This is a genomic window from Vibrio sp. 1CM7H, assembly GCF_023161645.1.
GTDB lineage: Bacteria > Pseudomonadota > Gammaproteobacteria > Enterobacterales > Vibrionaceae > Vibrio > Vibrio diabolicus.
The window spans coordinates 1689043-1711835 of the sequence record NZ_JALNTV010000001.1; the positions used below are offsets into that span (position 1 = coordinate 1689043).

Consider the following 22793-nt stretch of genomic DNA (forward strand, 5'->3'; position numbering starts at 1 on the left):
CTCCTTATGCGTTTTCTGCTTGAGCAAGAAGATGTTGAGTAAAGCGGAATAGGTAGTGTGGACCACCAGCTTTCGGGCCAGTACCCGACAAGCCTTGACCACCAAACGGCTGTACGCCAACCACAGCACCAACTTGGTCTCGGTTGATGTAGCAGTTACCTACTCGAGCATGTTTCTCAATCCAACGGTACGTGGTTTCGTTACGGCTATGGATACCCATCGTCAAGCCAAAACCCGTTTTGTTGATCTGCGCAACCACGTTCGGTAATTCAGACGCTTTAAAGCGAACAATGTGCAAGATTGGACCAAATTGTTCTTCTTTCAGCACATCGATGCCCGAGATTTCAAACGCACTTGGTGAGACAAAGTCACCATGCTGGCACGATTCATCCAGCTGTAGCTGAGCGACTTTAGTCTGTGTTTTGCTCATTTGCTCAAGGTGAGCAAGGAGTTTTTGTTTTGCATTGCTGTCGATAACCGGACCAACATCCGTTTTGTGTAGGTAAGGTAGACCAACATGCAGCTCATTCATCGCACCTTGAATCAGGTTGATCATACGGTCTGCTACATCTTCTTGTACAAATAGAACACGAAGGGCAGAACAACGCTGACCGGCAGATGCAAACGCCGAACGAATCACATCACGCACCACCTGCTCTGGCAATGCAGTACTGTCCACGATCATTGCGTTTTGACCACCTGTTTCCGCAATAAACGGAACCGGTTTCGCGCTGCGCTCCGCAAGCGTGACGTTAATGCGTTGCGCAGTTGCCGTTGAACCAGTGAATGCCACACCAGCAATAGCATCATGAGAAGTCAGTGCATGACCAATCTCAGCGCCGCGACCAGTAAGTAACTGAATCACACCAGCAGGGAAGCCAGCATCAAGCATTAATTCAATAGCGCGAGCGGCGATTAAGCTTGTTTGCTCAGCAGGTTTTGCAACCACAGTGTTACTTGCAATCAGTGCTGCCGTTACCTGACCAAGGAAGATAGCCAGCGGGAAGTTCCAAGGGCTAATACACACAAACACACCAAGACCTTCACGGCTAGAAATGCGTTTCACACCATCGAAACCCTCTAGCTCAAATGGCTGTAGGTTTTGCGCTTGTTTCGCGTAATAACGACAGAAATCCACTGCTTCACGAACTTCATCAATACTATCGTGAATCGTCTTGCCCGCTTCTTTGTGACAAATCGCCACCAGCTCAGCCAGATTTTCTTCCATTAAGTCAGCAAGCTTTTCTAAACAAGCCGCTTTTTGCTCAACAGGCACGCCTTTCCAATCAGAGAAAGCAGTTTGCGCCGCATCAATTGCAGCGGAAACATGATCAAGTGTTGCAAATGCCACCTTGCCGACTTCAATTCGGCGATCGTACGGTGCGGTGATGATCTCAGCCGCATTTTCCTTGATCATGCTTTCGGCAAAACGCTCACCATTGATCATCGGGCCTGCAACCCACTGATTGTCCATGAAACTTTCTACCTGCGCTTCAAATGACTTCGCCTCACTGTCGATATCAATGTTGACGCCGTATGAGTTCTTACGCTCAGGGAAGATGTCGGCAGGTAATGGGATCTTGTCGTTGTGTAGCGTGTCAAAACCCGTCAACACATCAACAGGGTGATGAGTCAACTCGTAAATCGGACAACGCGCATCAACCAATCGATGTACAAACGAGCTGTTCGCGCCATTTTCAAGCAGACGACGAACCAAGTACGGAAGAAGATCAGCATGGCTACCGACAGGAGCGTAAATACGTACTGGCTGACCATACATTTCCATAACATGGTTATACAGTGAATCACCCATACCATGTAGACGCTGGAACTCGTACTCTTTGTGCTCAGCCATAACGGCGATTGCCGTCACCGTGTGGGCATTGTGGCTTGCAAATTGCGGGTAGATATTACCGCGAACACCTTCGCTAAGTAGGAAACGAGCACAAGCTAGGTACGCAACGTCCGTCGCTTCTTTGCGAGTGTATACCGGGTAATTAGCGTAACCCGCTTGTTGAGACCACTTGATTTCGCTGTCCCAGTACGCGCCTTTAACCAAACGCAGCGGAATAAGGTCACCCTGCTCTTTCGCGAGTGCGTTTAGCCACACCAAGACTGGTAGAGCACGTTTTGAGTAGGCTTGAATAACCAAACCAAACTTGCCCCAACCTTTCACAAGATCGCTACGGTACACTTTCTCAAATAGCTTCAGAGAAAGCTCAAGGCGATCCGCTTCTTCTGCATCGATTGTGATTGCAACGTCGACTTCAATTGCACGTTTCAATAGCTGCATTAGTGAGTCATACAACTCTGTCATTACACGTTCTTCATTTGCGACTTCGTAGCGCGGGTGTAATGCAGAAAGCTTGATGGAAATCGAAGGCGCAGGACTGGTGTCATTGCCGTAAGTCTCTCGACCTACCGCTTCGATCGCCATTAGGTAATCTTTGAAGTACTTGTTCGCGTCCGCTGTGGTTAACGCCGCCTCACCTAACATATCGAATGAGTAGGTGAAACCTTTGTCGCGCATTGGGCGACCGTTCTTTTGCGCTTCTTCTATCGTACGACCACGAACAAACTGGTGACCCATGATCTTCATTGCCTGATACATGGCTTTACGAATCACAGGCTCAGAGAATTTATTTACCAGACGGTTTACAGCCTGACCTGGGCTCTGGGTGCCTTGCTCACCAAGGCCAACCACTTTACCTGTTAGCATAAGTCCCCATGTTGATGCGTTAACAAACACAGAGTCAGAGTTTTTCAGGTGAGATTTCCAGTCTGCTACGCTCAACTTATCTTTAATCAAAGAATCTGCTGTCGCGGCATCTGGGATGCGCATTAATGCTTCTGCAAGACACATCAGCAAGATACCTTCTTGAGTATCTAAGCTGTATTCCAACAATAGAGCATCAATCATCTGGATTGACTTCTTATCGGCACGAATGGCTTCGATAAGTTGGGTCGTTTGGGTAGTGATCGCCGATTTTTCATCCTCTGTCGGCGTCGCTAGTGGCAATAGTTGCTCTAGCCATTGAGACTCGTCCACCATATACAATGGCGAGATCAGTGACCACAACTTATCAAGCGGCTGCCCGATAAATTCCGGTGTCAACACGTTCGTAGCTGTAAACATGTGTGTTCCTCAATCTCACTCCTCGAAAACCGCTTCGAGGATTATCAATGGCTGGCAGTGTATTTTGAGGCCGATAAGAATACTTGTCAAAAACTACGACATTTTTGCCAAAAACTCGCTTTTATAACAAAACATCCACATAGTCACATTCAAATAGGTAATATTTTGTGTTGTAAATTTTAATTTTTTCATTGAATTCACAACAAAATGTCAGGAATATCAATAAGATTTTTGTGAAGCGCTCGTTCTAAGAGAAAATGTAGGATCAAGTGGCATATCAGTCACACCAAAGGACAGAGAATTTAACAAAACGAGAGATAGGTCACGTGAATAAAACACAAAAAAACCATGCATATTGCATGGCTTTGTTCTGATTGCTGCTAATTTGACCTAAAAATACGCGTTGTTATCCAACTTGTTTTTTATAGCGGGATGGCGATATTCCCTGTAAGCGAGTAAAAGTATGAGTAAACGTACTCTGGCTTGAGAAACCAGTGAATTCGGCAATTTGCCCTAAAGAAAGGTGGCCTTGCTCGATTAATTCACGAGCCATGTCGATACGCTTTCCGAGAACATATTGATGAGGTGTAATCCCCATCTGCTCCTTAAACAAGCAATGGAACTGACTTTCCCCAAGAAACACTCGTCCCGCTAACTGAGCCACACTGATCTTATGGCTAAGGTGCTGCTCGATGTAGCGATCAATCGCCTCCAAATCAAAGCGTGACTCTTTTCGGCTAGTCTCAAATGCCGAGATATGGCGCTGCATCAGTGCAATCACAGTGTCGTTGCACGCACGACTTAACAGCAGATCATCCGGATGGTTTCGCATTTCCTGAACCAACATCTGTATCAGCTTCTGAATTTGACCGTCTAACTGAAAGTAGACATGGTCTCTTTCTAGATTATTGATTTTCTGCAGCATTTCAGGATCATCATTTGTCGGTTTTGGCATATTCAGCACCAAAATATCCGATTGATTAATGACGCCACCGAAAGCATGATCAGAGCATGCGGTTACCACACAACCTTGGCCAGGACCGACAAGATTACCTCGTCCACGCACTTCAAATTCGGCTTGTCCTTTTAAACCAATCACGATCTGTGTGTAAGAATGATCATGGCAGTCCATATAAGACGGAAGTGTGATCAGTTCTGCTGGCTTAGGCAGCATAATCTCTTGATATGGCGGGGCTTTGGGGTTATCTGAATCACTCATTTTAAACAGTCGTCTTTACACGGTCAGCTTACGTCTTGGCATCATATACCTTCCTTGTTGGGTTGCAACTTTTCCCCAACTCAATCGCACAAGCTCAAAACAGCATGATCAAGTTGGTTTACATGATCATAGTTCCGGAACGATGATCATGCGAGGTTAACTTACGGTCAATGAGCAACCAATTTTATTAACAAAAACGGATAGATAGAAGCACCTTACGTATACATAACCAATAGATATAAAGATCCTTGTTACCGAACAATCCGTTATTTGGTAGAACACTGCGGTTCAAAATAGATAAATCGCCTCATAAACAGATCAAAGCCACCTCTTGAAATCAACATAGAGGGATTTCCCCCCTTACTAATATGCTTCTGATTCAATACATTAGTCCTCGAGCTTTAAGATGCATACGATCTAAAGCTCTCGGTATCTCATTGATACCTCTAACTTACTTAGCAGACCCTCGCTAGGTAATTTAGAACCTCTTCTACACGTCGACAAGATTATATCTTGTGTTGCCAGCCCGTCTTCAGGCTGGCTTTTTTTTCGCTTCTCAACAATGAAAACAATGGCATAAGCTGATATTATAGCTTTCGTCTCACTGTCCCTCTCATATGACTTAGGCGCCGTTCTCCCTCTCGATGAGTGATATGAACGCCAACTAAATTACAACTGAGTTGTAGGAAGCATGATCAAGGACGATACGAGTTGTAAGCCGAGCATCAGGCGGACATCCGTGAGCGCACATATCTGTAATGAAACAGACCATTTTCCCAATTAAATTCTTCGTTCAATTTCGTTGTTGTTTGTCGCTGTGTGACGAAAATATCGAACACCATGAACTTAATTGGATTGAGCGCCAATCAACGAACGTGTTCTAGCAACGTGACTGCCTACTTGGCAATGTCAATATTAACAACGCAACACGGACGTCTCTGTATTGGTAAAAGCAGTATGTAGTGAGTCCTTTTGTGAATATTTCAGTCGATACCATAGAACAATCCCTCCTTAAACAGCTACCAGGTTGTTGGGGATGCAAAGATAAAGATTCGGTATTCCGCTACGTAAATCAGGAATACGCAGAACTGTTGGGACACACGTCGCCCGAGGAGTGCATCGGTAAAACTGATTTTGAGATGGCAAGCCCAACCACTGAATGTGCACAAGAATTTCAACGCCAAGATAAACACGTCATCGAAACTGGTGAGTCACTCAAAATTCTTGATATCCATCCTTATCCAGATGGCCGCTGGCGAGCGCATATCTTTACTAAAACACCGTGGCGAGATGACAATGGTAACATCGTAGGGACCATTTTCTACGGAAGAGAACTCACCGACACCGCCGTGATTGAAGTGGGGTATTGGGTTTGTCGTGCAATCAGCACCAACCCTAATCAGCAATCCATCTTTCGTTTCTCTGATTTACAACCAAAACCAGAGAAGCTCACATGTCGCGAGCAAGAAACGCTTTTCCTCCTGCTCTACGGCAAGAAGCCACAATTTATCTCTCAGGTCATGGGTATATCAACAAAAACCGTTGAAGGTCACGTCGCACGCTTACGTAATAAGTTTGCAGCGAACAGCAAGAACGAACTAATAGATAAAGCAATGGAAGCTGGCTACGGCTCTGTTGTACCCAAAACGCTGCTTAAGCATCAATTATCGGTAGTGTTGAATGGAGAACGATAATTCGCGCCACTTTCCACCTACAAAAACACCGCCCAAGTGGCGGTGTTTGTTTATTCATGAGGCAAGAGAGTTTATGGCGCTAGACGGTCAATGTCCCAACTTCCATCATGTTGGGAGAAAAGAAAGCGATCATGAAGACGGTGTTCACCACCCTGCCAAAACTCAATGCTCTGTGGTTTTACGCGAAAGCCACCCCAGAAGGTTGGAACCGGTATTTCACCCTTAGCAAATTTCTGTTTTAGCTCTAAAAACTTACCTTCTAATACGCCTCGAGCAGAAATACGGCTACTTTGCTTGCTCGCGATTGCGGCTAATTGGCTCTCTTTTGGACGAGAAGTAAAGTATTTCATATTTTCTACGGCGGTGAGCTTTTCCGCCACACCAGTAATATGAACCTGGCGCTCTAACGGATGCCAAGGGAAGTGCAAACTAATATTGCTGTTATGCTCAAGCTGCTGGGCCTTGCGACTGCCTAGGTTGGTGTAAAATACAAAGCCATTTTTGTCGACGTTTTTCAATAGAACAATGCGTTGAAACGGCATGCCATTTTCATCAACCGTTGCAACTGTCATCGCAGTCGGATCCGTTAAACCCGCTTCAACCGCTTGCTCTAGCCACAGATTAAATTGATCAATAGGATCAGCTTTCAAATCTTTACGACGTAGCCCACCTTTGGTGTACTCACGACGAATATCAGCAAGTTCCATCTTTACTCCTTCACTCGTTTTTGTCGATTGTGCTCCCGATACTGAGGAAATACAAGGACATCATTATGCTTGTTATCGTTGCCGCTCACAGCATCACAGTGTGTCATTTGATACCATGACACAAAAAACCAGTGAGCTGATCGTGAACTTACTCAACCCTAAAGCCCTACGTCATTTTCTACTGCTGCTGTGTGCCGTTGGCATTTCAGGGCTTGCGCTTACTCATCATTACGCAACTCAATACCAACATGATCAGTGGCAACAAAAGCTAGAGAGACAAGCGGCGCAAGTGTCACAAGAAGTCGACTACGAGCTGGCAAAGTTTGAACAGATACCAAACCTATTAAGTCACGATCCGAGATTACTCAAAGCAGTAGAACGCGGAGCGCCCTCTCACGAGCTCAACCTATTGTTAGCAGATTGGTTGAAACAAAGTTTGGCCGATACGATTTACGTTCATGACCGCACAGGGTTAGTCATTGCCTCAAGTAACTTTCAGCAAGAAGATACGTTTGTTGGTTCCAGCTTTAGCTATCGTCCCTATTTTAAAAATGCGCGACGCGGTGAACCAGCTCAATATGTCGGGTTAGGCGTTCGTTCAAATAAACGTGGGTATTTCTTCTCATCTCCGCTTTGGGTAAATGATGAGGTCGTTGGCGTGATCACGGTAAAAGTGAACTTGGAGCAGTTAGAACAGCGTCTTTCGCAAACCACGACGGACGTACTCATCACGGATAAACACAATGTCGTGTTTATGAGCAATTTGCCTAACTGGCGCTATCGTGCACTTTTCCCGCTGTCACCGAGTGCGATAAACGAGCTTACCGACACGCGTCAGTATGGCGATACCTTACCAGAGTATTTTGGTGAGCTTACCGCGCAAAGTGGCGTCACCGAGTTTGCTGATAATCAATTGCTCCTCTCACCCAATTACCTCGCATACGCGACACATGTATTGGATAAAGGATTTCGCGTCGTTGCCTTGATAAACCACAACACCGTCCTTGCCGCCGTTTTACAGGCTGATATCGTCTTCCTGATTCTATATGCGCTCATTGCGCTGATTGCGTTGGCGTGGTTCCAAACACTAGTGAACAAGGCACGCCTAGCCGACCTTAATGTGAGCCTAGAAGAAAAAGTGGTGCAACGAACCTTAGTGTTGAGTAAGGCCAACCAAAAACTACAACAGACCATTCATCAATATGAGCAAAGCCAGCAAGAGCTCAAACAAACGCAACAAGAGTTGACCCAAGCCGCGAAATTGGCATTGTTGGGTGAGCTGTCTGCCAGTATTAATCATGAGATAAATCAGCCACTTTCCGCACTAAGAACCTATACCGAAAACTCGCAGCGTTTGTTGGCAATGGAAAAATACCCAATGGTCGCCGACAACTTGGGCAAAATGCTAACACTCAATGACACCATTTCGGAAGTGATCGCACGCTTAAAAGTCTTCACTCGGAAAGCCACGCACGATTCACACAATGAAATCGCGGTGCTGCACGACGCAGTACATACGGCCACCAGCATTTTGAGCAACAGACTCATTAAACAAGGGGTGACATTAAAAGTCCCAGCCATCGATTATAATGTGAAGCTAGCAATTCACAGCGTTGAGTTAGAGCAAGTTCTGATCAATCTCTTCCACAACGCTGCACAAGCGATGGAAAACTACTGCATTGATCCGCAAATATCTATTGCCGTTCAGTGTCATGATGACAGCTGTGACATTCTTGTTTCCGACAACGGGCCCGGCATGTCGGACGAAGCCCTAGCAAAAGTCTTTGACCCATTTTTTACGACTAAGCCAGAGGGCTTAGGATTAGGTTTGACCATCTCCAAACGCATTTTAGAAAGCTATCACGGTTCACTCAGTGCTTATAAACATCAGAACACGGAACAACAAGCAGGAGGCATGACCTTTATCGTGACACTGCCAATCGCTATCCAAAACCAACGCAACCCAGAAGTGGAAAACAACCATGAATAATCCCGTTTTCTTTGTTGATGATGAACCACATATTCGTGATGCCGTCGCTCAAGCACTGCTTATTGAAGGGATAGACGTCACCTGCTTACCAAACGCCGTGGAAGCCTTGCGCGTTATCGACCCAAATACGCCAGCGATCATCATCACCGATATCCATATGCCTGTGATGGATGGATTGGAGTTCATGCGAACGTTGCGAAGCAAAAACGATCACTTTCAATTTATCGTACTTACCGGACATGGAGATGTGAAAACCGCGGTAGATGCGATGAAAAGCGGCGCGTACGACTTTCTCGAAAAGCCTTTTTCAACGGAACAACTTATGAAGTCGCTCAATAACGCTGGTGATAAGTTGAATCTATTGCAGGAAAACATCTGGCTTAAAAAAGAGCTCGACATGCAAACTCATGTTGGTCCGAAAATGATTGGTCACAGTGAAGCCATGGTGAGCATTCGTCGCGCTTTGATCAGCGCACCAACGAACCAGCCGATCATTTTTGTTGGTCAAGATGGCACAGGTCGCCGGCTCGCCGCACAATTTGCCCACGACATACATGCAACGCCAGACAGCGAGTTAATCGCCGCTTCTGGTGAGGATCTCTATGAGCTTTCATTAGAAGCTCTCGATAAAGCCATACATCGCTTGATTGAAGGAAAAAGCCATTGCAGCTTGTACTTACATAGTGCTGAGCATGTGTCATATGAACAATGGCAATGCTTATTTAACCACCCGAAACTTGAGCGTGTTTTTGGTGCAACAACCCAAGTTGATCCGTCTATCAAAGCCCTGGCTAGTCTAATTCACTTGCCGACACTCGATGAAAGAAAAGAAGACATTGGACCTTTATATAAGCACTTTGTACGCCACGCAGCGAGCCGTTATCAGCTTCAACCGCCACACATTAGCTTAGAAGAAGTCAAACATCTGACCGATTTAGAATGGCCAGAAAATATTAAGCAGCTGCGCCAATTTGCAGAACTTCGCGCACTCAAGCCAGATACCTTCCGAATGGAAGATTGGAACAGTGAAAAAAGTATCGAAATTCAGAGTATGACTCAGCGCACAGAATACTTTGAATATTGCTTATTATTCGATGCACTACAAAGACACCGAGGCAGACTCAAAGAGGTTCAACTAGAATTACAGGTATCACGCAAAACCTTGTACGACAAACTAAAAAAACATCAGTTGGATAAAACCAAGTTCAAGGCGCAATAGCCATACTCTGACGATATCTTCACTTTTCTTTTGCTAGAGAAGCATTGAAAACGCTCATTCGGAGAGAGAATGGTCTTCGTCTCATATTTTTATTCGCCGAGCATACTGACATGATAGGTTAATAATAATAAGATCAAAAAGATAATCAGCATTTATATAAGCAGGGACTGTGATGAGCCGAGATAACTACAACAAACTCAACAATGAAGAGTTGGATTTTGTTGACGACAAAACTGCAGCATTGCTCCTCAACACCCCCAACAGCGCACGTTTGATGCTCTGGGTGATGGTGTTGTTTTTTATTGCTGCAATAGGCTGGGCGTCTTGGGCTGAAATCGACCAGGTCACTGTTGGTCAGGGAAAAGTCATTCCCTCTTCACAGATTCAAGTTGTACAAAACTTAGAAGGTGGCTTAGTCAAAGAAATTTTAGTCAAAGAAGGTCAGTTGGTTGAAAAAGGTCAGCAGTTACTTCTTATCGATGACACTCGCTTTCGCTCTGATTTTCGTGAGCGTGAACAACAAGTTGCCAACCTAACTGCGTCTGTGCTGCAACTCTCAGCTTCGATCAACAGTGTTGCCGTGAATCGTGATTTTGAAACGGAAAACTGGCGCCAAAGCGTAGTACTCGATTATGGCAAACTGACCTTTCCGCCAACTTTAGAAGAAACTCAGCCGAAACTCACTCAGCGCCAGAAAGCAGAGTACCGCGAAGATTTAGACAATTTACGCAACCAACTTTCGGTGATTGACCAACAAGTTCAGCAAAAGCAGCAGGACTTAGTAGAGATTGAAGCGCGAGTAAGGAACTTACGTCAAAGCTATCAATATGCGAAGAAAGAATTAGACATCACCAAACCGTTGGCTGATGAAGGTGTTGTGCCTCGTATTGAATTACTCAAGTTACAACGCCAAGTCAACGACACCCGCCGCGAAATGACTTCCAGTGAGCTCAAAATCCCGGTACTAAAGTCAGCAATTCGAGAATCCATGCTCAACCGTATTGATGTTGCGCTCAAATTCCGTTCAGAACAGCAAGAAAAGCTCAACAGCGCCCAAGACCAGTTATCTGCCTTGGTTGAATCAGCAGTGGGTTTAGAAGATAGAGTCAATCGAACCGTTGTGAACTCGCCAGTCACAGGCAAAATCAAAACGCTGAACATCAACACCGTTGGGGGTGTTATCCAGCCAGGCATGGATATCGTCGAAATTGTACCAACTGAAGATACGTTATTAGTAGAAGCGAAAATTGCGCCCAAAGACATTGCATTTTTGCGCCCGGACCTACACGCCATCGTGAAGTTTACGGCTTACGACTTCACTAAGTACGGCGGCTTAGAGGGTGAATTGGAGCACATCAGCGCAGATACAACCCAAGATGAAGAAGGAAATAGCTTTTACATCGTTCGTGTCCGCACCGATAAAACGAATTTTGGTCAAGATGCAGATTTACCAATCATTCCAGGAATGACGGCATCGGTCGATATCATCACAGGGAAGCGAACCGTTTTGGAATATCTACTTAAGCCGATTTTAAGTGCCAAAACGAACGCCTTGAAGGAGTAAATCACACCAAGGTACTCACAACGGCGAGTATTGAGCGATAAGTGACTAAATAAAAAGCACTTGTTTCTCACTGACGAACCCTTTAGAAGAGTATACTTGTGATATGAGTCGAATATGCGATCCAATTTGAAGCGTAAAGTTACATTATTAATCAGTTTAAGTTGTTTTTCGTTCCAAATTGGTGCGTTAAGCAGTAAAGAACAACAATGGGTCAATACGGTCACAGCGGTGTACGGCGAACGTGCGGGATTGCGCGTAAATACATGGCGAAAAAACCTCGACTTATTTAAACAATTAGAGACACATGAACAGCTCGCTGGCGTCAACGATTTTTTTAACCAGCTGTATTTTGTTGACGACATAAAACTGTGGGGAAAGACAGATTATTGGGCTACGCCACTCGAATTTTTAGGGAGTAATGCAGGGGATTGTGAGGATTTCACCATCGCCAAGTACTTCTCGTTACTCGAGCTAGGAATACCAGATTCTAAGATGCGTTTGATCTACGTAAAAGCCATCGAACTGAATCAGTTTCACATGGTATTAGCTTACTACCCAACCCCAAGCTCTGAGCCGCTCATTCTCGACAATATCAACCCTGATATTGTCCGAGCCTCTAAACGTAGCGACTTGCTACCGATATACAGTTTTAATGGTACAAACCTGTGGTTGATGAAGTCTTCTGCTAGCACTGGAGAGCTGGCTGGGAAAGCATCACGGTTGAGCCTTTGGAATGACTTACGCTCGCGCGAACGTAAGTTGCAGTTAAATAAACCTAAAATTAACTATGACGAGTGAGAAACATGACCCTATATAAGAAGCTTGTAGTGGGAATGGTTACGGTCTTTATACTCTTGTTGGCATCAGTATTCGTAATCCAATTCAACACGACTCGAGACAGCTTGGAACAACAACAACGTTCAGAGGTCAACAACACCATTAACACCGTAGGTTTGGCATTGGCTCCTTACCTTAAAGACAAAGATAAAGTCGCGGTAGAATCCGTGATTAATGCTCTGTTTGACGGCAGCACCTATTCGGTTGTTCGCCTTACCGCTTTAGATTCTGACTACCAAATCGTGCGCACTTACCCGGTTAAACCAAGTACGGTGCCACAATGGTTTATCGACATGAATCTATTCAAAGCCATTCACGATAAGCGCGTAGTAACCAGTGGTTGGATGCAACTTGCTGAAGTGGAAATCATTAGCCACCCAGGAGCAGCTTACGAGCAGCTCTGGCAAGGCTTTATTGGTTTGTTATCTGCATTCAGTGTCATTTTCCTGGCTGGTTTAATTGCGATTTCGTACATCCTCCGTCGCTCACTAAAACCATTAGCGGCCATCGTGAAGAAAATGCATGAAATCGCTAATAACCAATTTGGTGAACCACTTGCTCGTCCAAGAACTAAAGATCTGATCGCGGTGGTAGATGGCATTAACATGATGTCTGCTCAAATTGAGCTGTCATTCAAAGAGCAAGCGAAAGAGGCACAACGACTGCGTGCTCAAGCTTACCTCGACCCTATCTCCAAACTGGGTAATCGCTCGTTCTACATCAACCAAATAGACCAATGGCTTGCAGAGCAAACGCAAGGGGGTATCGCGCTACTCCATGCAGAATACATTGGTGACATTTACGAGACAAAAGACTACCAACGCGCCGATGCCCACGTAAAAGAACTGTCTCAACGTCTGAAAAATACCATTGATGTGCCGGGAGCTACCATTGCACGCCTATCTAGTGATGAGTTTGGCCTGCTTTTCCCACACATGGATGAAAGCGAACTACGCATTTTGGCGGACAGCATCGTGAACTGCGTTAACGGGTTGAACACTGATCCAACCGGTCTAGCCAAACCAAAAGCAGCCTTAGGTGTTGCGCATAGTAAAGACCAAAAAACGCGCTCTGAAATCTTATCTATGGTGGATAATGCGCTCTCGAAAGCCAAAGCTCAACCAGACAAAGCTTACGGCTTTATCGGCAGTGACACACCTTCTAACTTAATGGGTAAACAGCAGTGGAAAGCGCTGGTTGAAGAAGCGATTCATAGCGATTGGGTTAAATTCCGCTTCCAAGCAGCGAAGAACACTTGGGGTAAAGTGTTCCATAACGAAGTGTTCTCAAGCATCGAAAAAGAGGGCGAAACGTTCTGTGCCAACCAATATTTATTCGCACTAGAGCAGCTAGACGCCACCAATATTTTCGACCAATACGTTATTGAGTCGATGATTAAGATGTTGGAAAGTGGCGAGCTAACCGATCCTGTCGCGATCAATATTGCGCAAAGCAGCTTGTCTCAGCCATCGTTCATTCGCTGGACCACCAGCATGTTAGAAAAACACGCAAAAGTGGCCTCTAAGCTACACTTTGAAATTCCAGAAGAGTGTTTTATTGATCAGCCTCACCACACGGCGCTGTTATGTAATGCCATTCGCCAATCCGGGGCTGAGTTTGGCGTAGATAACTATGGACGTAACTTCCAGTCATTGGAGTACATCCAAGAGTTCCGCCCTAACTATGTGAAGCTCGATTACCTATTCACACACAACTTACACGACGAAAAACAGAAATTCACGCTAACGTCGATTTCTCGTACTGCTCATAACCTAGGCATTACGACTATCGCGTCGCGTATTGAAACTCAAATCCAGTTGGACTTTCTCACCGAGCATTTTGTTGAGGTATTCCAAGGATTCATCGTCGACAAGGAATAAAAAGGTTTACCACAGATGAAAGACCCTTTACTGAATTCGCTCATCTACGTTAGCCGTTACTATGGGTTAGCTAACTCGCCAGAAGCGCTGGTCAATGGCCTTCCGCTTTCAGACGGCAAGCTAACTCCATTTTTGCTACCAAGAGCAGCGGAAAGGGCCGGATTGGTTGCCAAGGAAAACCGTGCAGAGCTGGAGAACATCTCCAGCCTGATTCTGCCGGCAATCTTAGTTCTTAAAGGCGGTGACTCATGCGTTCTCAACAGCATTAACGCGGAGACACGCGAAGCCGAAGTCACCACCTTAGAAAGTGGAATGGTGCCAATCTCCATTCCATTAGAAGACCTGCTTGAGCAGTACACTGGTCGCTACTTTTTAGTTAAAAAGCAATTCCGTTTCGATGAACGCTCTCCCGAGGTGCTCAAAACCAACGAAGGTCACTGGTTTTGGTCAACCTTGTGGCAGTCAAAACGTATCTACCGCGATGTTTTAATCGCCTCACTTCTCATCAACCTCTTTGCCGTTGCCGCCCCGCTGTTCACTCGTTTGGTGTACGACAAAGTGGTACCGAATCTCGCGTTTGAAACCTTATGGGTATTGGCAAGCGGCATCTTTGTTGTCTTTCTATTCGATTTCATACTCAAATCGTTGAGAAACTACTTTATTGATGTCGCAGGAAAGAAGTCTGACATTCTGATTTCCTCCAAGCTGTTCAGCAAAGTGATGGGCATCCGAATGGAGTCCAAGCCGCCTTCGGTCGGCGCATTCGCTCGCCATCTTCAAGAGTTTGAATCTATTCGAGAATTCTTCACGTCTGCAACCGTCAGTGCCCTAATTGACCTGCCTTTTGCCATTCTGTTCTTGGTGATTATATGGCTAATGGCTGGCGATCTTGTGTATGTTCCAATGGTCGGCGTGGTCATTTTGATTGTCCATTCGCTACTGATACAAGGACCGCTGCGTCGCTCTATAGAGGAAGGGTCACGCTTAGCATCGCAAAAATACGCCAACTTAATTGAGAGTCTAGCGGGGCTAGAAACCGTAAAAATGCTCAGCGCGCAAAGCCAATTCCAATACCGTTGGGAAGAAGCGGTGGCGCACATGGCGAACTGGAACATAAAAAGCCGCCGCATTACCGACAGCATCCAGAACGCGGCTGGCTTCGTACAACAAAGTAGTAACGTTGGGATGATCATTCTCGGTGTTTATCTGATTGCAGAGGGTGAGCTCACTATGGGTGGCTTAATCGCCGCAACCATGTTGAGTGGTCGCGCCATAGGGCCTTTGGTTCAGCTGTCTTTGCTCTCAACGCGCTACAACCAGGCGAAGTCTTCTATGACGATTATCAATCAAGTCATGGAAATGCCAGACGAGCAAGAAGAAGGGAAACGCTACATCCATCGCCCAATCATCCAAGGTAAGATTGAAATTGATCGCGTAACGTTTCATTACCCAGACTCTCCTGTCGCGTCTATACGTAACATTTCTCTCACGATAAATCCTGGTGAAAAAGTCGCGATAATCGGTCGGATTGGTTCGGGTAAGACAACGTTAGAGCGCTTGATTATGGGCTTGTATAAGCCAACAGAGGGGCACGTACGTATCGATGATACTGATATTGCACAGCTTCACCACGTTGATGTTCGACGTAACATCGGCTGTGTACCTCAAGATTCGAATCTATTCTACGGTTCGATTCGCGACAATATTACCTTGGGTCGTCCACTAACGGATGACCGAGACGTGCTTGATGCAGCAAACCGTGCAGGCGTGACCGCATTTACACAATCGGATCCAGCTGGTTTAGAACGTCAAGTAGGTGAAGGTGGTGCGATGCTTTCTGGTGGTCAACGTCAAGCCGTCACGATTGCTCGTGCATTTTTGGGCCGTCCTCCCGTCCTACTTATGGATGAACCGACCAGCGCGATGGATAACCGCTCTGAAATGCATATTAAGCACCAGCTATCTCAGCTCAAACCGAGCGAAACATTGATACTGATTACGCATAAAACGTCGATGCTCGACATCGTTGATCGAGTGATTGTGATGGAGAAAGGCAGCATCATTGCTGATGGTCCTAAAGCGCAAGTGCTGAATGACCTGAAGCAAGGCAAAGTACGTGCGGTTAGCTAACCGAAATTAGCATTTACAAAAGAGAAAGGCCCCGTTTGACTCATGTTTAACGGGGCTTATTTTATTGAGAATCCAAGATAGTTAAGCTCTTCAAGCACTATCCAAACGAGCACTAGCCCCACAATCACTACCAACATCATAATCGCCTTTTCATCTTCTTCCATTTGATAGATATCCTAGCAAGCCATTTCACTCAACACGTCTTAGGTTATCAGGACAAAAATCATATTCAGCACGTTTATACGCTCCTAGCCTCATACAATACCGGATATGAGATACAGCTCAAACATTAAACACTTTAAAACCGCATCAACTTTGGCTGAATATATGCGGTGAGCGCAAACAGAAGCAAAGCTCTGCACACTATTGATAAAACTCTACAACTCTCCGTAGGCTCTAGGGCGAAGTTCCTAGGTAGAGAGACGAAAAATGGAGAGAGAAAATTTGTGATTACTTACATCAGAAAATCAGCTATAACAGCGGTTTTCTTAATATCGTCGAGTTGAAGAAATGAATGATTGGATCCATCTAGATCAAGTGAGCCAGTATTTCACCGCTGGCTCTCTCGGGTACAAAGTCTTAATGGGCATTATTGTCCTGATTGCTTATCGCATTCTGAAGAGAATCGTCAATCGAGCCATTTTAAACTTAGCGACCTCAAAAGGTGTAAAAAAGGCCCGCCTGAGTTTTATTCAGCGTTGTTTTAACGTCGTGCTTTTATTTTTAACCGCGTCTGTTTTTGCCATTATCACCGGGATTGGCTATGGCGATGTGTCATTGTTCCTATCGTCCATTTTCGCCGTATTGGGTGTGGCGTTTATTGCGCAATGGTCAATTCTGAGCAACATCACTGCCAGCTTTTTGATCTTTTTTGTCTTCCCATACCGAGTGGGCGATCGCATTAAAGTCGTAGACAAAGACGAAGACATCAGCGGCGAGATTCAAGAAATCAGTATGTTTCACGTGTTAATTAAGCACGATAACGGTAACTTGATCACTTACCCAAACAACCAGATTTTGCAAAAAGCAGTGCTAAAGCTGGCGAAAAACAAGCCAGAGCCAAGTAAAGCAAAATCTCGGATTTATACTCGCAGAAAGAAATAACCCACTAAAAAGCCGATGTATCTACATCGGCTTTTTAATATCACTTGGTAGTCACAAATAACCCAAAGTTAATGGAGAACAACAGTGAAGAGACAAAACGTATAAGCTGAAGGTCACCACTGTATTCTTTCATGATAAAAACATGACACATCGCCGAAACCAAAAGCGCCACTTTAACCAAAGTAAGCTTCTTCTTTACGAACCTTAAATAAATACAAAAAATAGAGATGGTGCAAGCAAAGAAAAAATCGTCACTAGTTCCGCCTATTACTCATCACTAGTATCGGTACCTTTATCATCGTTTCCAAGAGAGTTTTCTACATAGGCTTTTTTATTCCACTTTCACCCTCTAATAAAGAGTCAAAAATATTGGTATGGTAATTAATAAAAAGTAACCGATGACCGCGCCCCTCATAACAGGAAACTGTAGCCAAATACCTGCGCACTGCACCACAGAGACCAGAAAAGCCATTACAATAATCGCTTTAAATTTGAGCAGAACCGAATTGGTAAGCAAAGGCAATGAATAGACCAATGCAAAAGGGATAAAAACATAAATAGTCGAATAATCGCCGCTAATAGAAAGCTCAGTGTGCAGCATAACTACCAACATCAATAGTAGAAACAGTGATACGCCCCTCGATAAAACGATCATCTACTCATCCTTTTTAAGTATACCTTTAACACTTTAATACACGACATGTCAGCGCTACATCATTGAGCTCTATCCTTTATGCAACAAGAGCTAGCACCAATACTTCCGTAATACGTTAATTTATATACATGTTAATAGAGGGATATACTTACAAAATCCTGCTTCGGTTATATACTGATCTTGATAGATCATTTCTTTTCCTAAATATATCTGTTGTAACTCAATATTTTTTCCCTGATCATAACTAGCATCATAGGCACCGGAAGCAGTTAGTGTTGTTGTACTTAAAAGTTGTGTTTGTAACCATCTGCACATCTGCGGTGACAGGCTATCTGCATAATATTGTAGATTGCTTTTTTTATCTTTAATTATCGCAACTTTTGTCCCATTTCCCCATCCCCTAGAATCAGCACAAAGCACCTCATCCAAGCTCAAGTTTACAGTCTTAAATGTACTAGTATCAGGTGTTGTACAAAATAGCCAAACTAAAAATAGGGAGAAAAACGTAAGGAGACTACCTATTTTCAAAAGTCTTACTATTCTATTCATTATATTCTCCTATTGTTTTTATTGTACCAACGCCATCAGTCAAATTAGAGATTGAATGCTGATCACTTACCCAAACAACCAGATTTTACAAAAAGCAGTGCTAAAGCTGGCGAAAAGCAAGCCAGAGCCAAGTAAAGCAAAATCTCGTATTTATACTCGCAGAAAGAAATAACCCAAAGTTAATGGCGAAAAACAGTGAAGAGACAAAACGTATAAGCTGAAAGGTCACCACTGTATTCTTTCATGATAAAAACATGACACATCGCCGAAACCAAAAGCGCCACTTTAACCAAAGGAGGCTTCTTCTTTACGAACCTTAAATAAATACAAAAAATAGAGATGGTGCAAGCAAAGAAAAAATCGTCACTAGTTCCATCTTCCTTAAAATACAAGGACATGGTTTTAGTTAAGCTTATATTTTTAGCTTCATTATGAGCCACCCACTAATATTTAGCGAGATAAGGGCAGAAAAGAGGTAAAAAACAAGACTGACCGAAACAAAAAGTAGTGCATGCACTTTTTCTTCTAAGCTCTCTGGATGAACATTCATATCCACATCAAACATCCCCCCTATAAAGTGTGCAAATACCGTGGAAAAGGCTGTAGAAAGGCCTCCTACCATAATGATAATAATCCCTCGCCTTAAGAAACGATGAAATGTACTTTTCCCGCCTTGGATCAGGTCTGAGTTTACATATTTTAATCTATTTTTCCGCCTATTAATCATCACTAGCATCGGTACCTTTATCATTGTTTCCAAGAGAGTTTTCTACATCTTTAAGATCTTCCTTTAACGCTTTTATACACGACATTCATCGTCGTTGCATTCACTGTAGTTATGCCGTCGACTTACCCTATAAGAAAGCTCTTTAGATACCAATTCGTACTTTATCTATCTCAAATCTCTTCTTGACCTCAACTTGGCTTGAGGTTTTAGCCTTATTCGCACGATTCAAAATCAACAATGAAAAAGGAACCATTGTGTCCAAAATTGCGATTATTTATTTCTCTAAAACCGACGTTACTGGCCAGTTAGCTCGCGCGATTGCCGCTGGCGCTGAACAACAGGGCATTGAGCAACAAGGTGGATTTGAAATTCTCTCTCACCGTATTGAAGGCAGTGAGATTATTGAGGGACGTTTTGTGAACCCTAACCTAATAGATGAACTTGCTGAGTGCGATGCGATTATCTTTGGCTCACCGACCTATATGGGCGGCGTAGCAGCACAGTTTAAAGCATTTGCAGATGCAAGCAGTGAATCTTGGTATTACCAAAAATGGGCAGGAAAAATCGCGGCTGGCTTTACCAGTGGTGGAGCAATGAATGGCGACCAATCTTGCACATTACAATACCTACAAACGCTAGCTAGTCAGCATGGCATGATGTGGGTCGGATTGGATAAGATCAGCAATTCTGGCGAGCAGAATCTGAACCGATATGGCGTACAAGGTGGCATTGTTGCTCAAGGCGGTGAAGATGGTCAGTTGCATGCCTCAGATGTTGCAACAGCAGAGTATCTTGGCAAACGAGTCGCAATACTCGTAGACAAGCTCTCCACTCGCTAGCAATAAAAGAAGCCCCGTAAGATACATCTTCGGGGCTTCTTATTTATCGCTTGTTTTGAGCGCTACTTCTTAATGTAGAGGTCTTTTGAGTAGATACGGCCCTCTACGTTATTCTTGGCAAAACCGCCAACCGTAGGACGAACCAAACGTGCTTGCATGTAGTAATAGATTGGCGCGATGGGCATATCTGTCGCCAGCAACTGTTCAGCTTGGTCGTAAAATCCTTGGCGCGCTTTCTCATCGGTTGCAGCCAATGCACTGTTCATCGCGTTGTCGTATGCTGCATTGCTGTAACGTGCAAAGTTACCCGAAGAACCTGAGCGAAGTAAGCTCAGGAAAGTAGACGCTTCATTGTAATCACCGCACCAAGACGCACGCATCACATCGAAATTGCCTTGTTTACGCGCCACCAAGTACGACTTCCACTCTTGGTTTTCTAACTCAACGTTTGCACCGAGATTCTTGTGTAGCATCGAGGCTATTGCAACGGCGATCGATTTGTTTGCCTCACTGGTGTTGTACAGCAATTTGAAATCCAAAGGTTTGCCATCACCGTATCCCGCTTCTTTCAGCAGTTCACGCGCTTTCTCGTCACGTTGTTGCTGACTCCACTTACTGTATTCAGGTGGCGTCGCATCAAACCCGGCGGTGTACTGATGCGCAAAGGTATAAGCAGGAAGGTTGCCCACTTGCGTGACACCATTCGTAATCACATCACGCATGATGGAGTACGACACCGCTTGACGCACTCGCGCATCATCAAATGGCGGACGAGTGGTATTGAACGCGTAGTAATACGTACACAGTAATGGCACCACCGTGTAAGCCTGCTTATAATCTTGTTTAAGCTTCTGCGCCATATGAGTCGGCACATCTGACGTGATATCCAACTCTCCTGCCGCATAACGATTGATCGACGCGTTTTGGTTTTCAAACGGAATGTAAGTCACTCTGTTTAGATGCGTATCTGCGCTGTCCCAGTAACTTGGACTCTTAACCAGTTCAATGCGCTCATTCACGACCCACTTATCCAATGTGAATGCACCGTTGCTAACAAATTGGTCTGGATCGCTCCACGGCTTGTCGCGGTTTTCCACTGTCGCTTGATGCACTGGCATCATGGACGTGTGCCCAGTCATAGCAACAAAGTACGGCACTTGACTGTCCAACTCAAAACGTAGGGTGTATTTATCCACTGCCTTGATACCGAGATCGTCCAAAGGCTTTTTGCCCTCTGCTACATCGGTGATGTTTTTGATCTTGGTGAGTTTGAGATACCAAACATTTGGAGAAGCGGTTTTCGGATCCACCGCTCGGCGCAGTGAATAGACAAAATCATCCGCTGTCACAGGCTCGCCATTCGACCATTTCGCGTCTTTGCGCAAGTGAAAAGTAAAGGTTTGGTTGTCGTTGGTTTCCCATGATTCTGCCACACCGGGAATGATGTTTCCGTCACGATCTTGAATCACAAGCCCTTCAAATAAGTCACGAATCACATGCATTTCTGGCAGACCTTCGGCTTTCGCTGGGTCAAGCGTCGCCGCCTCTGCGTCATTCGCACGTACTAAATGCTGTTCTGCGGCAAGTTGAATGCCTTTAGGTAAGGTCTCCGCAGCAACCGATGTAGCAAGAAAAGGGGTGAATAAAGAGGAAATCAGCAACGCCGTTGAATGTTTTTTAAAATCCATATCGTTTTTCGTTCTCCTAACGCGTCTTGTGAAGCAAGTGCCACAATTAACATTTCAACCGTTGACGAGTTTAAACGGTTCGGTTTAGCTAGGTTTAATTAGCTTAGATATTGATACTACTTCATCAATCAGGAGATTACGGTGAGTCTAATTCCAAGAACGGAAAGAGCGGCATTTTTAATTCGGCCAACAATATACGGTCAATCCGTGCTTGGTGCGCCATTACTGTATTTTCCGGCACAAGTCGAAAGTGCTTCGCGAGGTTTGATTTTAGCAGGCACTCACGGGGATGAGACGGCCTCGATTGCAGGTTTGTCCTGCGCGCTAAGAAGCTTGCCTGCTGAAAACTTACGACATGATGTGATTCTGTCACTGAATCCGGACGGCAACCAGCTAGGCACACGCGCAAATGCAAACCAAGTGGACCTCAATCGCGCGTTTCCAACCCAAAATTGGACTGAGCATGGCACAGTGTATCGATGGAGTTCTCACACACCCGTTCGAGACGTAAAAGTGAAAACTGGCACTAAAAACCAGCTAGAGCCAGAAGTTAGCGCATTAATTAACTTGATTGAACTGCGCAAGCCAAAGTTTGTGGTGTCGTTTCATGAACCGCTTGCGTTTGTAGATGATCCCAAACATTCCGACCTTGCCAAATGGCTCGGCGAGCAGTTCCAGCTGCCAATCGTAGACGATGTCGACTACGAAACACCCGGCTCATTCGGCACTTGGTGTAGTGAACGTGATTTACCTTGCATCACGTTGGAGTTACCGGCAATTTCTGCCGATCTCACCATTGAAAAACATCTCTCCGCTTTTATTGCTTTGCTGAGGCACGATCCGGATCTTTAGTCC

Annotated in this window: 17 protein-coding genes and 1 pseudogene; 11 read left to right on the forward strand and 7 right to left on the reverse strand. The window is 44.9% G+C overall.

Annotated features, from left to right (window positions below; all coding sequences use genetic code 11):
• Positions 1–4 precede the first annotated feature (4 nt).
• Positions 5–3136, reverse strand: a complete 3132-nt coding sequence (putA, locus tag MSG33_RS07385) for a bifunctional proline dehydrogenase/L-glutamate gamma-semialdehyde dehydrogenase PutA (protein WP_248380422.1) — start codon at positions 3134–3136, stop codon at positions 5–7.
• Positions 3137–3542: 406 nt separating this feature from the next.
• The gene (locus MSG33_RS07390; protein ID WP_006740882.1) at positions 3543–4355 is read right to left on the reverse strand and encodes an AraC family transcriptional regulator; all 813 of its coding nucleotides are present in this window, start codon (positions 4353–4355) and stop codon (positions 3543–3545) included.
• 974 nt (positions 4356–5329) lie between these two features.
• Here MSG33_RS07390 and MSG33_RS07395 point away from each other — a divergent pair.
• Positions 5330–6049, forward strand: coding sequence for a helix-turn-helix transcriptional regulator (locus MSG33_RS07395; RefSeq protein WP_248380424.1), 720 nt, complete (start codon positions 5330–5332; stop codon positions 6047–6049).
• Between the two features lie 71 nt (positions 6050–6120).
• On the opposite strand, the gene pdxH is transcribed toward MSG33_RS07395, so the two are convergent.
• Positions 6121–6756, reverse strand: a complete 636-nt coding sequence (gene pdxH / locus MSG33_RS07400; protein WP_005392142.1) for a pyridoxamine 5'-phosphate oxidase — start codon at positions 6754–6756, stop codon at positions 6121–6123.
• 115 nt (positions 6757–6871) lie between these two features.
• On the opposite strand from pdxH, the gene MSG33_RS07405 reads away from it, so the two are divergent.
• From MSG33_RS07405 to MSG33_RS07435, 7 genes are all read left to right on the forward strand, one after another.
• On the forward strand, positions 6872–8746 hold the full coding sequence (locus MSG33_RS07405; RefSeq protein ID WP_248380561.1) for an ATP-binding protein: 1875 nt from the start codon (positions 6872–6874) through the stop codon (positions 8744–8746).
• Positions 8739–9965, forward strand: a complete 1227-nt coding sequence (locus tag MSG33_RS07410; protein WP_248380426.1) for a response regulator — start codon at positions 8739–8741, stop codon at positions 9963–9965. The genes MSG33_RS07405 and MSG33_RS07410 overlap by 8 nt, the downstream gene beginning before the upstream one ends.
• 172 nt (positions 9966–10137) lie before the next feature.
• A complete protein-coding gene (locus tag MSG33_RS07415) occupies positions 10138–11529 on the forward strand; it encodes an HlyD family type I secretion periplasmic adaptor subunit (RefSeq protein WP_005392136.1) in 1392 nt (463 codons plus the stop codon).
• 114 nt (positions 11530–11643) lie between these two features.
• Positions 11644–12327 carry a transglutaminase-like cysteine peptidase gene (locus MSG33_RS07420; protein WP_005392134.1) on the forward strand — a complete coding sequence of 228 codons (684 nt, stop codon included), beginning with the start codon at positions 11644–11646 and terminating at the stop codon, positions 12325–12327.
• 5 nt (positions 12328–12332) lie between these two features.
• Entirely contained in the window at positions 12333–14246 is a 1914-nt protein-coding gene (locus tag MSG33_RS07425; protein ID WP_248380427.1) for an EAL domain-containing protein, read from the forward strand.
• A 15-nt stretch (positions 14247–14261) separates the two neighbouring features.
• Positions 14262–16376, forward strand: coding sequence for a type I secretion system permease/ATPase (locus tag MSG33_RS07430; RefSeq protein ID WP_203343135.1), 2115 nt, complete (start codon positions 14262–14264; stop codon positions 16374–16376).
• A gap of 510 nt (positions 16377–16886) precedes the next feature.
• Entirely contained in the window at positions 16887–17480 is a 594-nt protein-coding gene (locus MSG33_RS07435) for a mechanosensitive ion channel family protein (protein WP_012842403.1), read from the forward strand.
• Positions 17481–17829: 349 nt separating this feature from the next.
• Here the strand turns inward: MSG33_RS07435 and MSG33_RS07440 are convergent, their stop codons facing one another.
• Both MSG33_RS07440 and MSG33_RS07445 read right to left on the reverse strand, forming a co-directional pair.
• On the reverse strand, positions 17830–18135 hold the full coding sequence (locus tag MSG33_RS07440; protein ID WP_029832907.1) for a hypothetical protein: 306 nt from the start codon (positions 18133–18135) through the stop codon (positions 17830–17832).
• 120 nt (positions 18136–18255) lie between these two features.
• Positions 18256–18684 carry a hypothetical protein gene (locus tag MSG33_RS07445; protein ID WP_248380428.1) on the reverse strand — a complete coding sequence of 143 codons (429 nt, stop codon included), beginning with the start codon at positions 18682–18684 and terminating at the stop codon, positions 18256–18258.
• Between the two features lie 58 nt (positions 18685–18742).
• Between MSG33_RS07445 and MSG33_RS07450 the strand changes: the two are divergent.
• Positions 18743–18856: pseudogene (locus tag MSG33_RS07450) on the forward strand (mechanosensitive ion channel family protein); the annotation flags it as partial.
• 240 nt (positions 18857–19096) lie between these two features.
• Here MSG33_RS07450 and MSG33_RS07455 read toward each other — a convergent pair.
• Positions 19097–19435, reverse strand: a complete 339-nt coding sequence (locus tag MSG33_RS07455) for a hypothetical protein (RefSeq protein WP_248380563.1) — start codon at positions 19433–19435, stop codon at positions 19097–19099.
• 230 nt (positions 19436–19665) lie between these two features.
• Between MSG33_RS07455 and MSG33_RS07460 the strand changes: the two genes are divergently transcribed.
• On the forward strand, positions 19666–20250 hold the full coding sequence (locus tag MSG33_RS07460; protein ID WP_248380429.1) for a flavodoxin family protein: 585 nt from the start codon (positions 19666–19668) through the stop codon (positions 20248–20250).
• 62 nt (positions 20251–20312) lie between these two features.
• Here MSG33_RS07460 and MSG33_RS07465 read toward each other — a convergent pair whose 3' ends face one another.
• A complete protein-coding gene (locus MSG33_RS07465; protein WP_248380430.1) occupies positions 20313–21938 on the reverse strand; it encodes an ABC transporter substrate-binding protein in 1626 nt (541 codons plus the stop codon).
• 141 nt (positions 21939–22079) lie between these two features.
• Between MSG33_RS07465 and mpaA the strand changes: the two genes are divergently transcribed.
• A complete protein-coding gene (gene mpaA, locus MSG33_RS07470) occupies positions 22080–22790 on the forward strand; it encodes a murein tripeptide amidase MpaA (protein ID WP_053808187.1) in 711 nt (236 codons plus the stop codon).
• Positions 22791–22793 lie beyond the last annotated feature (3 nt).

What these genes read in the sequence shown, in the direction of transcription:
- MSG33_RS07410 (WP_248380426.1), top strand. Translation starts at nt 8,739, where the DNA reads ATGAATAATCCCGTTTTCTTTGTTGATGATGAACCACATATTCGTGAT.
- MSG33_RS07430 (WP_203343135.1), top strand. Translation starts at nt 14,262, where the DNA reads ATGAAAGACCCTTTACTGAATTCGCTCATCTACGTTAGCCGTTACTAT.
- MSG33_RS07390 (WP_006740882.1), bottom strand. Translation starts at nt 4,355, where the DNA reads ATGAGTGATTCAGATAACCCCAAAGCCCCGCCATATCAAGAGATTATG.
- MSG33_RS07435 (WP_012842403.1), top strand. Translation starts at nt 16,887, where the DNA reads ATGAATGATTGGATCCATCTAGATCAAGTGAGCCAGTATTTCACCGCT.
- putA (WP_248380422.1), bottom strand. Translation starts at nt 3,136, where the DNA reads ATGTTTACAGCTACGAACGTGTTGACACCGGAATTTATCGGGCAGCCG.
- MSG33_RS07465 (WP_248380430.1), bottom strand. Translation starts at nt 21,938, where the DNA reads ATGGATTTTAAAAAACATTCAACGGCGTTGCTGATTTCCTCTTTATTC.
- MSG33_RS07455 (WP_248380563.1), bottom strand. Translation starts at nt 19,435, where the DNA reads ATGATAAAGGTACCGATGCTAGTGATGATTAATAGGCGGAAAAATAGA.
- MSG33_RS07440 (WP_029832907.1), bottom strand. Translation starts at nt 18,135, where the DNA reads ATGATCGTTTTATCGAGGGGCGTATCACTGTTTCTACTATTGATGTTG.
- MSG33_RS07405 (WP_248380561.1), top strand. Translation starts at nt 6,872, where the DNA reads ATGACACAAAAAACCAGTGAGCTGATCGTGAACTTACTCAACCCTAAA.
- pdxH (WP_005392142.1), bottom strand. Translation starts at nt 6,756, where the DNA reads ATGGAACTTGCTGATATTCGTCGTGAGTACACCAAAGGTGGGCTACGT.
- MSG33_RS07420 (WP_005392134.1), top strand. Translation starts at nt 11,644, where the DNA reads ATGCGATCCAATTTGAAGCGTAAAGTTACATTATTAATCAGTTTAAGT.
- MSG33_RS07425 (WP_248380427.1), top strand. Translation starts at nt 12,333, where the DNA reads ATGACCCTATATAAGAAGCTTGTAGTGGGAATGGTTACGGTCTTTATA.
- MSG33_RS07415 (WP_005392136.1), top strand. Translation starts at nt 10,138, where the DNA reads ATGAGCCGAGATAACTACAACAAACTCAACAATGAAGAGTTGGATTTT.
- MSG33_RS07445 (WP_248380428.1), bottom strand. Translation starts at nt 18,684, where the DNA reads ATGAATAGAATAGTAAGACTTTTGAAAATAGGTAGTCTCCTTACGTTT.